13 protein-coding genes are annotated in these 16,330 nt (G+C 41.4%); 10 read left to right on the forward strand and 3 right to left on the reverse strand.

Features of this window, described 5'->3' with window-relative positions:
• Window positions 1-397 precede the first annotated feature (397 nt).
• The 3 genes from GT641_RS11805 (at window position 398) to GT641_RS11815 (ending at window position 2,626) form a co-directional block, all read left to right on the forward strand.
• A complete protein-coding gene (locus GT641_RS11805) occupies window positions 398-652 on the forward strand; it encodes a heavy metal-associated domain-containing protein (protein WP_161117655.1) in 255 nt (84 codons plus the stop codon).
• A 265-nt stretch (window positions 653-917) separates the two neighbouring features.
• Complete coding sequence (locus GT641_RS11810; protein WP_021943314.1) at window positions 918-1,088, forward strand: hypothetical protein; 171 nt, start codon at window positions 918-920, stop codon at window positions 1,086-1,088.
• A gap of 26 nt (window positions 1,089-1,114) precedes the next feature.
• The gene (locus GT641_RS11815) at window positions 1,115-2,626 is read left to right on the forward strand and encodes a DUF975 family protein (RefSeq protein ID WP_161117656.1); all 1,512 of its coding nucleotides are present in this window, start codon (window positions 1,115-1,117) and stop codon (window positions 2,624-2,626) included.
• Window positions 2,627-2,925: 299 nt separating this feature from the next.
• Here GT641_RS11815 and GT641_RS11820 read toward each other — a convergent pair whose 3' ends face one another.
• The gene (locus GT641_RS11820; protein WP_161117657.1) at window positions 2,926-3,768 is read right to left on the reverse strand and encodes an AraC family transcriptional regulator; all 843 of its coding nucleotides are present in this window, start codon (window positions 3,766-3,768) and stop codon (window positions 2,926-2,928) included.
• 212 nt (window positions 3,769-3,980) lie between these two features.
• On the opposite strand from GT641_RS11820, the gene GT641_RS11825 reads away from it, so the two are divergent.
• From GT641_RS11825 to gtfA, 6 genes are all read left to right on the forward strand, one after another.
• Window positions 3,981-5,264 carry an extracellular solute-binding protein gene (locus GT641_RS11825; protein ID WP_008399821.1) on the forward strand — a complete coding sequence of 428 codons (1,284 nt, stop codon included), beginning with the start codon at window positions 3,981-3,983 and terminating at the stop codon, window positions 5,262-5,264.
• A gap of 53 nt (window positions 5,265-5,317) precedes the next feature.
• Window positions 5,318-6,175, forward strand: coding sequence for a sugar ABC transporter permease (locus GT641_RS11830; RefSeq protein WP_342413205.1), 858 nt, complete (start codon window positions 5,318-5,320; stop codon window positions 6,173-6,175).
• Complete coding sequence (locus GT641_RS11835) at window positions 6,172-7,056, forward strand: carbohydrate ABC transporter permease (RefSeq protein WP_008399819.1); 885 nt, start codon at window positions 6,172-6,174, stop codon at window positions 7,054-7,056. The genes GT641_RS11830 and GT641_RS11835 overlap by 4 nt, the downstream gene beginning before the upstream one ends.
• Before the next feature lie 15 nt (window positions 7,057-7,071).
• The gene (locus GT641_RS11840; protein ID WP_161117658.1) at window positions 7,072-9,249 is read left to right on the forward strand and encodes an alpha-galactosidase; all 2,178 of its coding nucleotides are present in this window, start codon (window positions 7,072-7,074) and stop codon (window positions 9,247-9,249) included.
• Between the two features lie 104 nt (window positions 9,250-9,353).
• Window positions 9,354-10,181: a zeta toxin family protein gene (locus GT641_RS11845; protein ID WP_021943322.1), complete on the forward strand. Its 828-nt coding sequence runs from the start codon at window positions 9,354-9,356 to the stop codon at window positions 10,179-10,181.
• A 24-nt stretch (window positions 10,182-10,205) separates the two neighbouring features.
• Window positions 10,206-11,843 (forward strand): sucrose phosphorylase, encoded by a 1,638-nt coding sequence (gene gtfA, locus GT641_RS11850; protein WP_161117659.1) that lies wholly within the window; start codon window positions 10,206-10,208, stop codon window positions 11,841-11,843.
• Between the two features lie 543 nt (window positions 11,844-12,386).
• Here the strand turns inward: gtfA and GT641_RS11855 are convergent.
• Window positions 12,387-12,845, reverse strand: coding sequence for a DUF2798 domain-containing protein (locus GT641_RS11855; protein WP_161117660.1), 459 nt, complete (start codon window positions 12,843-12,845; stop codon window positions 12,387-12,389).
• 404 nt (window positions 12,846-13,249) lie between these two features.
• Between GT641_RS11855 and GT641_RS11860 the strand changes: the two genes are divergently transcribed.
• Window positions 13,250-13,849, forward strand: a complete 600-nt coding sequence (locus tag GT641_RS11860; protein WP_021943325.1) for a zinc-ribbon domain-containing protein — start codon at window positions 13,250-13,252, stop codon at window positions 13,847-13,849.
• 99 nt (window positions 13,850-13,948) lie between these two features.
• Here the strand turns inward: GT641_RS11860 and hcp are convergent, their stop codons facing one another.
• Window positions 13,949-15,817: a hydroxylamine reductase gene (hcp, locus tag GT641_RS11865; RefSeq protein WP_347562895.1), complete on the reverse strand. Its 1,869-nt coding sequence runs from the start codon at window positions 15,815-15,817 to the stop codon at window positions 13,949-13,951.
• Window positions 15,818-16,330: the final 513 nt, after the last annotated feature.

The following is a 16,330-nucleotide window of genomic DNA, read 5'->3' on the forward strand; positions in this document are numbered from 1 at the left end:
ATACAACCCGCAAATTGGACAGTGTGAGTATGTTTGATTCGATAAGAAGAGGTAAAAAAGATAAAAATAATCGAAATAAATACCAAATACTATCCGTTTGGTTAGTGTACAAAAAGTGGTGCAGGGTGATATAATTTGACTATGATCGACAATAGATCAGTGCATTTGGGAATTTAGTATAAAGAAAAGAGCGTGAGACCGATGTGGGGATATCGGTGATGACCGGCAGATTAGGGACTGCCGGTTTTCTCGTTTTATACAGCCTGATTTCTCGGAAAGTGATTTGTGAAGCGATTAAGTGACAATTAATTCTCAATATAATAGAAACAGAATTGACATATACCCCTGTGGGGTATATATTAAATGCGACATAATGAATACGAAAGAAGGAATTGAGATGATAAAGACAACTTTAAAAATTGATGGAATGATGTGTGGTATGTGCGAAGCCCACATGAATGATGTGATCCGTAAGAATTTCAAGGTAAAAAAGGTAACTTCTTCTGCCAAGAGCGGGGAAACGGTGATCATCAGCGAGGACAATATCGATATTGAGACTGCAAAGAAGGCGATCAAGGATATCGGTTATGAGATGCTTTCCGCAACCAGTGAGCCATATGAGAAAAAGGGCTTATTCCATTTTGGCAAGTAGCAAAAATATCGCCATCAAAATAAACTGTTTATAAGCAGTATAACATTAGACAGATATATCCACTCTGAAAATATCAATGCATTTTCTATTCGATACACATAATTCTTTTCCGGGTGGATATATTTGTCTAATGATTAAATGCATGCGTACAGGCAGTTTATTTTGATTGCGAAGTTTTTTGTAAATTTCAAATTGCATATAAAGATAGAATTTTGTCGAAAGAGATAGTATAATCAGGCTAACGCTTTTGATAGGAGATATGGAAATGTTAGTATGTGATTATATTGTAAAACAGATTGATGGGGAATATGCGCACCTGCAGAATCTGGATGGTTCCGAAGAAGATAAGCTGGTTGCAAGAGCCTTGCTGCCGAATGGGATCGCAGAGGGAACGAAGCTGCACTACGAGCTGTTACAGTATGAGATTATACAGTAAGCAGAGCTGGAGGAGAGCATAAGAATATGAACTGGAATCGAAAAGAACTGAGAAAAGGCGCGTGGAACACGGTGTTTAAGCGTGGAACGATGGCGTGGCTTGCACTGGTTGCAGTCTGCTTCATCTTTGCATTTTTAGGTGTCGATGAATTTGCACAGTCGACATTTGTAAATGGGATTGACAAGGCAATCGGACTGGATACTTCGCATGTAGCAAGTAACGTGGAAATCTTAAAAGACTATGCTGTAAATACACCGATTGTAAAGGATGTTCCATTTATACATTCGGATTTTGTGATCGGACTGATCGATGTTGCTTCCAAGAGTCAGACATGGATCATTAAGCTGTTAGGCGCAAATGCCGCCTATCTGGAACGTAATACCGGAGAAGTGATCATTGCACTTCTGTTATCCGCATTTATTATGATGATCGTGCATTTCTTCATTCAGAGTGCAGCTATCGTTGGAAAGAATCGGTATGCGATGGAGTGCCGGTACAGTGATAAAGTATCGATCAACCGTATGTTTGCACCATTTCATTTTAAACATTTATTGAGATTGATCTGGACAATGTTCGTATATAAGGTGGTTCTGTTTTTATGGAATCTTACGATCGTCGGTGGTATATACAAATTCTATCAGTACCGGATGATCCCGTATCTTGTTGCGGAGAATCAGACACTTAGCTGGAAAGAGGCAAAAGCTTTATCCAAAGAAATGACAAATGGATACAAATGGAAGATGTTCGTAACAGATCTGTCATGTATTCCTGTTATGCTGTTAAAGCTTGTTCCGATTGCCGGTCTGTTAGTAGCAGTACCGTTTGATGTAGAGATCGACGTGGAGATGTATTTTCATCTTAGAAAGAGAATTGACAGTGAAGCATTTGTTGAGCGTGCATTTGACGGAGCACCATACTGTAAAGGTATAGAAACTGCTGTGCCGGTATATCTCTTGCAGGATGCAGCAGTAGAAGTACCAAAGGGAATCAAAATCAAGAGTGAATACCGGCTGACAGATTTCATCTTTTTCTTCTTCTCATTCTGTTTTGTCGGCTGGGTGTGGGAGGTTATGCTCCACATCGTCAGGGATCATGAGCTCGTAAACCGTGGAACAATGTATGGACCGTGGCTTCCGATCTATGGTGTCGGGGGTGTCGTTATTATCTTCCTGTTAGACCGGTTTAAGGCAGATAAATTGAAATTATTCTTGATGTCTATGGGTATCTGTGGCGTGCTCGAATATATCGCAAGCTGGATCCTGGATTTCTTCTTTAATTCCCACTACTGGAATTATAAGAAATTCTTCATGAATTTAAATGGAAGGATCTGTCTGGTCGGCTTACTTGCATTTGGCATCGGAAGTCTGTTCGGTGTCTATATCGCGGCGCCGAAGCTCAGCCGCTTTATGCATAAGAAGAGCCGGAAAACACAGATCCTGATCTGCGCTGTCTTAAGCACAGCCTTTATCATCGACCTGATCTGTTGTGCGTTATTTGGCTTCAATGCCGGATCCGGCGTAGGTGGAACCTATAACTAAGGAAACGAATCCCCTCCGACAGATGATTATATATGTAACATTTCACCTGTATTTCTTATATGGTAGTCAGGTGTTTTCTAACTATGACATTAGCGTATTTTCGTTATGAGGTTTGCACTGGCTATCAGCATCAAGCCCATGTCTGAGTCCGTAAGGACGAGTTTGGGCGACTGCTGATAAATAAGCGTGCGAACCGAATAGAAAATAAAGCAAGTCATAGTAGAAAAATGACTAACTGCCATATAAGAAATACAGATAAAACCACATACATATAATCATCTGCCGGAGGGGTTTCTATGTTAGTGATTCTGGTCCCGCCAGTTTTTTGGGGAGACACCATATATATTTTTAAAAGCTCTTGAGAAATGCAGTGGGTTTGGATAGCCGACTGCATTTCCTATATCTGCAATTGATAATTTAGTCATTTTCAGCAGCTCTGTTGCTTTGGACATCCGATAATTTATCAGGAATTCCTGTGGCGTTTTGCCAATGGAATCATGAAATATCTTTCCCAGATAGCTGCGGTTGATGCCGCAACAGGCAGCTATATCTTCGATAGAGATGTCATAAGGAAAATTCTGCTCTACGAAGTTTATCGCTTCTTTTATATAGTAATCGCTCATTTTACCGGTTTTTATCATCTGGGTAGAGGCGGTGGAACGGGTGAGTGCATCCAGAAAAAGGTAGGAATGACCGATCAGGTGAAATGGCGGTTCGTTTGGGTGATTGGCAATATAGAGCATTTCGTTCATCATGATTTCCCGGTATTCCTTTGAGGTGGCATGGTAGATAGGCTGATCTTTTGAAAAACCGGCAATGTCCAGTGCTTCTTTTACCCGTAGTCCATCAAATTCCAGCCAGGTATATTCCCACGGGTTTATCTCATCTGCGATATAGGTGCTGATCTGTCCCGGATACAGAAGAAAGCCCTGTCCGCTTTTGATCGAATAATTTCTTGTCTCTCCCTTTTTGTCCTGTGCCATTAAAAGTCCGGTTCCGGAGATGACATAATGAAACAGATAGTGGGTTCTGGCAGCCGGACCGAACTGATGGGCCGGTGCACAGCGTTCCCATCCGTACTGGTATAGTCCAAGATCTATAAATTTCTCATTTGGAAATATAGAAAAAAGGTATTCATGCATAAAAAAACCTCCCAAAATTAGAACAAATACACAATATAAACTCTACTGTTTTTTACTATATACCAAAATGCTAGATAAATGCAATAGTGAGATGGAAATAATGCATTTTGGTATAAAACTGGCGTTATTACGATATTTTAACAAGCATTATGATATGTTAGAATGAAAACAACTTAAAAAAGCATATTATAAAAGAAGGGAGAAATGTATTTATGCTAAAAGGGAAAAAACTATTATTTGTACTTACAATGATGACTGGTTTCTGCTTACTGGCGGGGTGTGGCAAGAATAATAAAGACGGAAAAACAGTGATCGAACTGGTACAGTACAAGCCGGAAGCAACCTCTTATTTTGAAGAAGTTGAGGAACGGTTTAATGCCAGTCATGATGATATTGAATTGAAGATCAGTTCTCCGAACGATGCAATGACGGTGTTGAAGACCAGATTTGTTCGTGAAGATAATCCGGATATCATTGGTATTGGCGGTGACATCAATTATTCGAATTTTATTGATGCCGATATGTTGATGGATATTTCTGATTTTGATGGACTGGCAGATATAAAGGAAAATTATCTGACAATCTGTGAGAATCTGAAATTTATTCCAACAGAAGGAACATACAGTGTTCCATATGTGGCAAATGCTGCCGGTATCCTGTACAACCGGGATATGTTTGAGGAGCATGGCTGGAAGATCCCGGAAACATGGGATGAGCTTCTTGCATTATGTGATGAGATTAAAGCAGAAGGAATTCTTCCGTTTTATATGGGCTACAAGGATACATGGACCTGTCTTTCTCCATGGAACAGTGCAGTAGCTTCATTGACATCTTCGACCGTATGTAAGGATGTTAATAAGGGAGAAACGACATTTTCCGATCAGTATGTTCAGGTTGCGGAAGAAATGAAAACCCTGCTTCAGTATGGAGAAGCCAATCCGGTTGCATATTCTTATAATGATGCTTGTACAGCATTTGCAAAAGGTGAGTCAGCAATGTATATGATCGGAAGCTATGCTGTACCACAGATCCAGTCAGTAAATCCGGATATCAATATTGATTCATTTGTATTCCCGGCTTCTAACAATAAGGATGACATGGTTCTGACATCCGGTGTAGACCTTCAGTTCTGCGTGATGGAAGACTGTCCGAATAAGGAAGCGGCCTATGAAGTCCTCCGTTTCCTGTTAGAGGATGAAAATGTACAGGACTATATAGACAATCAGAACGCAGTACCTTGTAAGAAAGGTGATTTCAAGCTTGCATCTATGTTAGACGGTATGCGGGAATATCTGGACAACGGAATCGTGACTGATTATCAGGATCATTTTTATCCATCTGAGATGGCAGTAGATGCATTGATTCAGACTTATCTGTTAGATGGAGATACAGAAGCGTTTTTGAAGAAATTTGATACGGAATGGAAACGGTACAATCGTGACCTGATCATAAAGGTTCGCAAATATGAGCAGGAGCATTCCGGAGAGGAGGAATAGAAATGGATACAAAAAAGACAGAAGATATGAAGTTTGCTAAAAAGAAAAAGAAAATGTCCGGGAAATCCAGAACATTTATGTTAATCACAATTCCTATCGTAGCATTGTTCTTTACATTCAACACATTGCCTTTGATTCAGGGTGCGATTTACAGCTTTACCAATTTCCGTGGGTATGGCAGCTATGAGTGGGTTGGTTTTCGAAACTATATTGATCTTTTTCATGATGCCAGAGTTGGTTCATCCTATCTGTTTACATTTAAGCTGGCTATAGTAACAACGATCATCGTAAATGCTGTCAGCCTGATCCTTGCGATGGCATTAAACAGCAAGATTCGTTTTAAGAGCGGTCTTCGTGGACTGTATTTCCTGCCAAATATCTTAGGCGGTCTGGTTGTTGGTTATATTTTTAACTATTTCTTTACTTATATTCTGCCACAGATTGCAATCATGCTCGGTTTTGAGGGAAACAGTATGCTGGCAAGTTCTAAAACGGCCTGGCTTGCGATCGCAGTAGTATGTGCATGGCAGTCGATCGCGATGAATACGATCATTTATATATCCGGTCTTCAGACAGTTCCGGAAGATGTATACGAAGCAGGATCTTTAGATGGTGCAACCGGATTTGCAAAATTCCGTTATCTGACATTTCCACTGATCCTTCCGTTTTTTACAATTAATGTAGTCCTTTGCATGAAGAACTTCCTGATGGTATTTGACCAGATCATGTCGTTGACAAAGGGTGGCCCTGCGCAGAGCACAGAATCCATTTCCTACCTGATCTACAACAATGGTATGAGTGGCGGACAGTTTGGATTCCAGAGTGCAAATGCAGTCGTGTTCTTTATAGTAATCGTAGTGATATCTGTATTACAGATGCGTTTCCTGGGTAAGAAGGAGGAACAGTTATGAAAAAATCGCAGAGACAGATCAGAAAAGAATATAAAGAAAAGGGGATTAAGACAGGAAAAGAACGATATAATATCGGGGTTACGATTCTGTTGATCCTTGGTCTTGTAACCATCCTGTTCCCATTATATATGACGGTTATGATCGCATTTAAGCAGCCGTCTGAGATGACAAATGATATCCATGGAATCTTATCTCTTCCACAGCACTGGAGTCTGAGTAATTTTAAGGAAGCTATGGAGGTAACAGATTTCTGGCATTCTCTCGGTAACAGTTTATTTATCACACTGGCAACTATCGCATTATCGATCGTAATACATTCCCTGATCGGTTATGTACTTGGACGAAGCAAGAAAAAGAATCGGATCTATAATGGAATTTATCTTTATCTTGTCAGTGGTATGTTCGTGCCATTTGCTATTTTGATGATGCCGCTTGTAAAACAGACAGCAAAAATGGGACTGGCAAATATGATTGGTGTGGTATTACTTTATACAGTATTTTATCTTCCGATGAACACAATGTTATATGCCGGATATCTGAATAATCTTCCGCTTGAACTGGAAGAGGCAGCTTGTGTTGACGGAGCCACTACATGGACGACTTACTGGAAGATCATCTTCCCGAATATGAAACCAATGCATGCAACGGTTGCGATCCTTACAGCCCTTGGCACATGGAATGACGTTATGACACCGCTTGTAATTATGTCCGGTGATCAGAATACACTTCCGCTTGCGCAGCTGAATTTCCAGACTCAGTTTGGAACAAATTACAATCTGGCCTTTGCATCTTATCTGTTAGCGTTACTTCCGATTCTGATCTTCTATATTATTTGTCAGAAACAGATCATATCAGGTGTGGCAAACGGAGCAGTAAAATAAAAGGAGACTTAATTTATGGCTATTATATATAACAAAGAGAAAAGAATATTTTCTCTCCATACGGAACATACAACTTATCAGATGATGGCCGATACACATGATTATTTGCTTCATCTGTATTACGGAAAACGCTTGGATTCGGAAATGGATTATATACTGACTTACTATGATCGAGGTTTTTCAGGAAATCCATATGATCTTGGAAACGATCGTACTTATTCCCTAGATGCACTTCCTCAGGAATTCCCTGTTCTTGGAACCGGTGATTACAGAACAACGGCAGGGAAGATCCGTGAAGCAAATGGCTGTATGGCACTTGATCTTCGCTATACAGGATATCAGATTCAGGATGGTAAGTATGATCTCCCGGGACTTCCGGCAGCACATTCTGAAGCTGCACAGACTCTGTGCATATATCTGAAGGACGAAAGAGTCGGTGTAGAGGTAACATTATTATATGGCGTATTACCTGACTGCGATGTAATAACCAGAAGTGTAAAAGTTACAAATGTCGGAAAGAATGAAATCTATCTGGAGAAGCTTTCCAGCGCATGTCTTGATCTTTTGTATGGAGATTATGATGTACTGACATTTTATGGACGGCATGCAATGGAACGGAATATGCAGCGAACACCGGTAACACATGGCAAACAGGTGATCGGAAGTAATCGTGGTACGTCCGGACATCAGTATAATCCATATATGATCCTTGCGGAACATGGCACAACAGAGACCGCCGGAGCCTGTTATGGTGTATCACTGGTGTACAGTGGAAGCTTTGAAGGAAGCGTAGAATTAGATCAGTTTGATCAGATCCGTCTGGTTATGGGTCTTCAGGAGGATTTCTTTTCCTATCAACTAAAGCCGGAGCAGACATTTTATGCCCCGGAAGCAGTTCTGTCATATTCAGCGTATGGAATGGAACAGCTATCCAATCAGATGCATCATTTGGTGAGAGAGCATATCTGTCGCGGGAAATATAAAGATCAGATCCGTCCGGTTCTTGTAAATAGCTGGGAAGCCTGTTATTTTGATTTTAATGGTGAAGCGATCGTTAATCTTGCGGAGCAGGCTGCAGCACTTGGTGTGGAGCTTCTGGTCATGGATGATGGCTGGTTTGGCACAAGAGATGATGATAATTCATCCCTTGGTGACTGGATTGTAAATGAAGATAAACTGGGCTGTTCTCTTACGGAGCTGACAAAACGGGTTCATGACAAAGGTGTTCAGTTTGGTATCTGGATAGAACCGGAGATGGTTTCAGAAAACAGTGATCTTTACAGAAAACATCCGGAGTGGGCAATTCAGGTTCCCGGTAAACATCCGGTACACGGCAGAAATCAGCTTGTACTTGATTTTGCAAATCCGGAGGTGGTGGACCATATCTATGAACAGATTGCAGCTGTCCTCAGGCAGGGCGATATCAATTATGTGAAATGGGATATGAATCGAAGCTTATGTGATATATATTCCGACAGTATGGTATGGCAGGGAAATGTAATGTATGACTATATGCTTGGTGTATATGACCTGCTGGAACGTCTGACGCAGGCATTTCCGGATATGTTATGGGAAGGCTGCTCCGGCGGTGGCGGAAGGTTTGATATGGGTATGCTGTATTATACACCACAGATATGGTGCAGTGATAATACAGATGCCGTTGACCGTATCCGTATCCAGTACGGTACATCGTTTGCTTATCCTTTATCAACGATGGGAGCCCATGTATCTGCGGTGCCGAATCATCAGACCGGCAGAGTGACGGATATGAATACCAGAGGTGTGGTTGCCATGACAGGTGCATTCGGATATGAACTGGATCTTGGAAAATTATCTGAGGAAGACAAGACGGCAGTCCGTGAACAGATCAAAACCTATCATGAAGCAGCACCGGTTATTTTAAAAGGGGATTATTACAGATTAAGTAATCCGTTTGAAGCGGAATATGGAGCATGGATGTCTGTCGATGAAGAAAAAAAACATGCAGTTGTAGGTGCTGTTTTATTAAATACACATGGTAATCATCCTGTATTTTATATTCGATTGAGAGGGCTTGCGCCGGAACGTTCTTATCGGGATAAGAAAACAGGTACTGTTTATTCAGGAGCTGCTTTGATGGAGCTCGGTATGCCGTTTACGGTAGTATCCGGTAATTATCCAAGCTATCAGATCCTGCTTGATGCAGTAGAATAAGAATAAATAGGACTCCCCGGTTTCTGTTTGCAGAGATCGGGGAGTTTGGCAAAAACAATAGAGTAAAAGATATATAAGATGATCAGAAATGAGGTGACAGACAGATGGATACGAAAGAAATTACAGTATCGGATCTGGCACAGGAGCAGATCAAAAACGCGGAACGATTATTTCCGTTGATCCGGAAAAAAACAGAGGAAAGAAAAGAGAAAAAAACAGTCATATCGGTATCCGGAGGTTCTGGTGTTGGTAAGACCGGAATGGCTTTCTTACTTCAAAATATGTTTGAAAAACAGGGAAAGAAATCACTTATTATAAGCGGGGACAATTATCCGCATCGGATTCCCATGTATAATGATGCAGAACGAATTGCGAGATTTCGTATGTCCGGGTTAAATGGACTTATAACTGAAAGGCTATATACAGATGAAATAAAAGAAAAATTATTAGAGCTTCAAAAAGCCGGAAGGGATGCAGAAGAACAGGAGGACATGCAGTGGTTATCCATATATCAGAAGTATGGAGACAAGGCTCTTACAGATTATCTGGGTACGGATCAGGAACTGGATTATGAAGCTATATCGAATCTTCTCATGCAGTTTCATGGAGGGACTTCACAACTGCTGCTACGTCATATGGGAAGAACCCAGGATGATATCTGGTATGATCGCAGGGATGTATCAGATACAGATATTCTGATTCTTGAATGGACACATGGAAACAGTGCATACCTGCAGGGGGTAGATGTATCTGTTGTATTGATCAGTACGCCGGAAGAAACACTTGAAAACCGAAAGAAGAGGAATCGTGACACTGCCATTGACAGTCCATTTGTAGCCAGAGTATTAAGAATTGAGCAGAAAAAGATTAATGATGGACTGGATAGGGCAGATATCATTCAGGATATGCATGGCAGGATTTATACGGAATAGTAAGTGAACAGGAGGTTATAGAATATGAGGAAAACAGAGATAGAAGAAACCAATATGACAGATATAAATAAAATTGAAAATGGTCCAATGTTGAATCTGTATCCGGACAGTCTTGGCGGAGATCTGGAAGCTGTTGCGGATTTATTTGAAAGAGATGGATTTGCAGATGCATTTTCCTCAATGTATATACTACCGAGTATTTACCATTCTGATCTGGATCGTGGTTTTTCTGTAATCGACTATGATCTTGAGGAGGCATTTCATTCTGAAAAGGCACTATTACGGTTGGGCAGACAGAATATTGATCTGAAGCTGGATTTTGTGTTAAACCATGCGTCTGTACAGTCGCCACAGTTTCAGGATCTGTTGGAGAATGGCAGTCGATCTGAATATCGTGACTTTTTTATTAACTGGAATACATTCTGGGAAAACTGTGGAGAAATGACAGAAGACGGCTATATACAACCGGAACAGAAGTATCTGGATCCGATGTTCTTCCGCAAACCGGGATTACCTCTGTTGATGGTGGAAATGGCAGATGGCAGTCGGATTCCATACTGGAATACGTTTTATCAGGAGATTCGGGATACTGATGATTATCATACCAGATATTTAGGACAAATGGATCTCAATATTAAATCAGAAAAGGTTTGGGACTTTTACCGTGAAACCATAAAAAAACTGGCAGGTTACGGAGCGAAGATAATCCGTCTGGATGCATTTGCATATGCCCCAAAAGCACCGGGACGCGCCAATTTCTTAAATGAACCGGAGACATGGGAATTCCTTGAACAGATCCATAAGCTTGCAAAACCATATGGAATCCGCCTTCTTCCGGAGATTCATGCCGGATATAAAGAGAAAAAGTATAAGATGATAGCAGAGAAGGGATATCTGACATATGACTTTTTCCTTCCGGGATTGATCCTGGATGCTCTTTACAGAGGCGATGGCTCTTACCTGGAGCAGTGGGCAAAGGAACAGATAAAAGAGAATATTCATACTGTGAATATGCTTGGATGCCATGATGGAATACCGGTACTGGATCTTGCCGGACTGTTGCCGGACGACAGGATTGAAGATCTGATCCGGTTGCTTGTGGATCGTGGTGGCTTTGTAAAGGATCTTCACGGTAATAAAAAGATGTATTATCAGGTAAATACGACATATTATAATGCACTTGGCGAAGATGAGCAGGCATTGTTATTAGCCAGAGCATTACAGATATTTATGCCCGGAAAACCTCAGGTCTGGTATCTGGATCTGTTTGCCGGATCTAATGATTATGAGGCAGTGAAGCGTGCAGGTGCAGGTGGACATAAAGAGATCAACCGGACGAATCTTTCACAAAAAGATATAGAGTCAGGCCTTGAAAAGGAGGTCGTAAAAAAGCAGCTTGAAATGTTGAAATTCCGGAAAGAATTTCCGGCATTTGGATTTGATGCGGAAATGACAATCCGTACAAAGCCTGCAGCGCAGATCTCTGCTCAGGCAGAAAATGCTTTGCATTTTGCAGAACTACCGGCGGACCAGATGTATAACCGTATTTATATCACCTGGAAAAAGGATGGTTATCTTGCCCGTCTGTCCGCAGACCTTAAAGCCCATACCTACCGGATTCAGGCTCTTGATCCATCCGGTAACCTGGTCTGGCAGTCGTAATGTGTAAATCCCCTCCGACAGATGGTTATATGCGTAACGTTTTACCTGTATTTCTTATATGGTCATCAGACGTTTTCTAACTATGACATTTGCGAAGATTTCGTTGTGAGCTGCATATTGCTAGTAAATACGGGTGCCTGTTCGAGCTCAAAGAGCGAGTTGGCACAGGAGTATTTACGAATCAGGCATATGCAGCAAACAGAAATCATAGCAAGTCATAGTAAAAAATGGCTGACTGCCATATAGGAAATACAGATAAAGCCCCATATGTATAACCATCTGTCGGAGGGGATTCTCTAATTTCATAATATAAATAATGGATTCGGGTGATCCGGGAAGACTGGCACTTCCTACATATGATATTAGCGTATTTTCGTTATGAGGTTTGCACTAGCTATCAGCATCAAGCCCATGTTTGAGTCAGTAAGGACGAGTTTGGGCGACTGCTGATGAATAAGCGTGCGAACCGAATAGAAAATAAAGCGGATCATATGTAGGAAGTGCCAGCCTGCCGAATCACTCGAATCCATTGTTTATACAGGCTTATTTCGCTGGAAAAAGCTTGCGGAAGATCAGACGGATAAACGGACCGCAATAAAAAAGCTGCCAGAAGAAAGCTACCAGGAAGTTTAAGAAGGTGGTCTGGAGCCACACGGCTGCAAACTGACGACCGGCATGCTTGAATAAAATAGTGGCAACAAGGCTCATGCAAGGACACATAATGCAGATGATCATGGTAGAAATTGCAAGCGTGATGATGATCGGGCGGTCATCCGGCTTCACGAAGCGGAATGCAAGAGCATGTGCAGCCTTATCTACAAACAGGAATTCAAGAAAAAAGGCAACCGGCCACATGATGATAAGCTCATGAAAGGCGGCTAAGAAAACGGAGTTTGACATTCCACCCATGTTTAGGGAAATGTTGTAGCAGATCATGGCATAGACCATAAGAAAAGACATCATTAATGTGAAAACAATATTTTGAAATAAAGTTTTTGGCATAAAATAAATCTCCTTTTTGATAAATAATCTGAATAAATGCAGAACCAAAACTGCAAATATCTTAAAAATAAGCACAAAAAAGACACATGTGTTGTTCGTTATCAAGTGATATGCTCATCCGTCGGCAAACGAGGTGAAATATCAGGAGCACACTTGTGTCGTTTCCAATTTTATACCAAAGCTTTTTCTTCAATTTATACAACGTCGGTCATTATACTAAGCTTTTAGTAAAAATGCAAGTGAAAAATTCATATTCAAACTTATAAAATTTCATACGTAGGTATAAAGAATATCATAGGCGAAAACAGATAATTGTATACGCAATAATACATGGATTTGTTTGACTTATAAATGGGTAGATGCTAGTATCATAGTTATGATCATTATGTGGGAGGCAGATGGATATGAACAGTGCACAGAAGATATGTATGATTGTCGGGGTGGGTTTTGCAGGAATAGGGCTTTTTATGACATTGATCTTTTTATTTGCATTTGGTAAGCCCGGGGCATTTATATTAATTCCATTAATGTTTGTGGTACTTGGATTATGTTTTATCGTGACGATCCTTGTTATGCTCCATAACAAGAAAATGATCCGTGTACATGGTGAAAAGTATACAGCGAAGATTTATGGTTATGTAAAAAATACATCTTATATGGTAAATGGCAGATTTCCTTTAAATGTAAAGGTGCATTATTTTGATAATTATGGTATCGAGCGGGAAGTGATCCTGCCGACTTCGATCAGTGGAGGAGCGGATTCCATGTTCCCGATCGGAATGACGATCGATATCTATGAATACAATGGTAAGTACAGTTATGATCCTGCTTCTGTCCGTGGAGAACGGTTAAGAAGAGAAGAAGAGCTGATGGACAACAAGCCGATCGATCCGGAACAGCTTCACCTGATCGCAGTCCGATGTTCGAACTGCGGTGCTTCTTATAAGGCAGCAACCGGATATGCCAGCCGCTGCCCTTATTGTGGTGGTTACCAGAATGTGTGATAAAGCACTGATGTTTGCCGGAATGTGTGATGAAGCTCTGATGTTTGCTGGAACGTGTGATGAAGCTGTTGCCGGAATAGGATGATGCCGGCTGACTGTTTAGCCGCGCCCGAGGATCGCATCCATATCCTGCTCAGGAGCCGTGATCGGCTGCAGATTGTAGGTGTCAACCAGAAAACGGACAACGGTCTCTGTCATGAATGCCGGAAGGGTTGGACCGAGATAGATGTTTTTGACACCGAGGGCAAGCAGGGTTAAAAGGATGCAGACAGCCTTCTGTTCATACCATGAAAGAACGAGAGTCAGAGGAAGCTCGTTGATATCACAGCCGAAGGCTTCTGCCAGTGCAAGGGCAACCTTGATCGCACTGTAAGAATCGTTACACTGTCCCATATCTAAGATCCTAGGGATTCCATCGATCTCGCCAAGGTCAAGATCATTGAACCGGTATTTGCCACAGGCAAGTGTCAGAACGAGAGAATCCATAGGAGTCTGTTTTACAAATTCCGTATAATAATTTCTGCCCGGATGGGCACCGTCGCAGCCGCCAACCAAGAAGATGTGTTTGATATCACCATTCTTGATGGCGGCTGTAAGTTTATCTGCATGGGAGAGGACTGCGCCATGTGCAAATCCTGTTGTCAGGATATGTCCGCCATTGATACCGCTCATGCTGTGATCGTGTTCATAGCCGCCCAGCTTTAGGGCATGTTTGATGATCGGAGTAAAATCCTTTTTGCCATCCTTTGTTCCCTTGATATGCACCATTCCTTCATAGCCGACAACAGAGGTGGTGTAGATGCGATCTTCATAGCTTGGACGTGGGGGCATCAGGCAGTTGGTTGTAAAGAGGACGGGTGCAGGGATATTTTCAAATTCCGTCTGCTGGCTCTGCCATGCAGTTCCGAAGTTGCCGGCAAGATGCTTATAGGCGGCTAATTTTGGATAGCCGTGAGCCGGAAGCATTTCGCAATGTGTATAGACATTGACACCGGTTCCTTCGGTCTGTTTTAAGAGCAGATCCAGATCACGGAGATCATGACCGGATACAACGATGAAAGGCCCCTTGCGGATATCGGTGTGAACCTTAGTCGGCGTTGGTGTGCCGAAGGATTCGGTATTTGCCTTATCGAGCAGTTCCATGCACTGATAGTTCACTTTTCCAAATTTCATAATAAGCTCGATCCATTCTTCTACCGAGTGTTCACGGTTCACTTCACACAAGCCCTTATAGAACCAGGTTGTTACATTATCATTTTGATAGCCGAGATTCATTGCATGATGCGCATACGCCGCCATTCCCTTTAAGCCGAACAATAACGTGGAGCGGAGTGACACGATATCGTCCGTACCATCCCACAGGCTGATTACCGGTATATCATGTGGATCTTTCAATCCACAGGTCGGAGGATTGATATTTGCTGTTGATGAATTCATATCTGTATCTGAGAAATTCATATTTGCAATTGATGAATTCATATCTGTATCTGAGAAATTCATATTTGCGGTTGGTGAATTCGTATCTGTATCTGAGAAATTCATATTTGCAGTTTGTGAATTCATATTTGTAGTCGGGAAGTTCTTATATGCGATATCTGATATGCTACATATGTCTGTAGGCATACAGCGCATGATATCCTTCTGGTTTTTCTGCACTTCTTTGATGTAATCTTTGATTGATTTATCATCAAAATTCACATTTGTAAGTGTTGTAAATAAACCATCGATCAGCAGACGGTCAGCGGATTTTCGGTTGTTCAGGTATCGGGACAGAAGTTTGGGATCTGTCTCTTTTTTCTGTTGCATGGATTTCTTTGTAAGCTCGGCTGCTTCGGCAAGTCGTATCAGTTCACAGATCAATTCGTCCTGCAGATTGGATGTCGAGGGCTGCTTACCGCAGACTCCGGTATTCACACAGGCTTTATTGCCAGCTGTCTGCTGGCATTGAAAACAAAACATATTTGACATGGGATAACCTCCTGATGAAATTTTATTGATGATTGTGGAATGACTACAAATTGCTGTTCATGTATGTGCAATATATATTAATTCCGCAATTATCTTTTTAAACATATTTAGTATCGTCGGGTGTTTCCAGAATTATACAGGCAAAACCTTTCATTCAGTGTAAGTGTTATTTGAGGAAGATATCTGATAGTATAAATACTGTCAGATGTGGTGGGTATGAAAATAAGAAAGAAATGATAATACCCCAAGTAGCAAGACAGTAATGGGTATGAAAGTAAGAAAAAGAATATCATACCCACAAAAGTAACATGATGAGGGTATGAAAGCGAGAAAGAAATTATGGTACCCTCAGTAGCCAGGTAATAGCGGGTATGGGAGTAAGAAAAAGAATGCGATACCCGCAGAAGCCAAATGGCGAGGGTATGAAAGCGAGAAATGCAGTAGTCAACAAAAAGTAGACACATATTTTTAGTTTCTACACATCGCTTAGCAGGCATAGTACTCCCTATACTG

Origin of the sequence: Clostridium sp. BIOML-A1, assembly GCF_009874105.1 — a bacterium.
Lineage (GTDB): Bacteria > Bacillota > Clostridia > Lachnospirales > Lachnospiraceae > Coprococcus.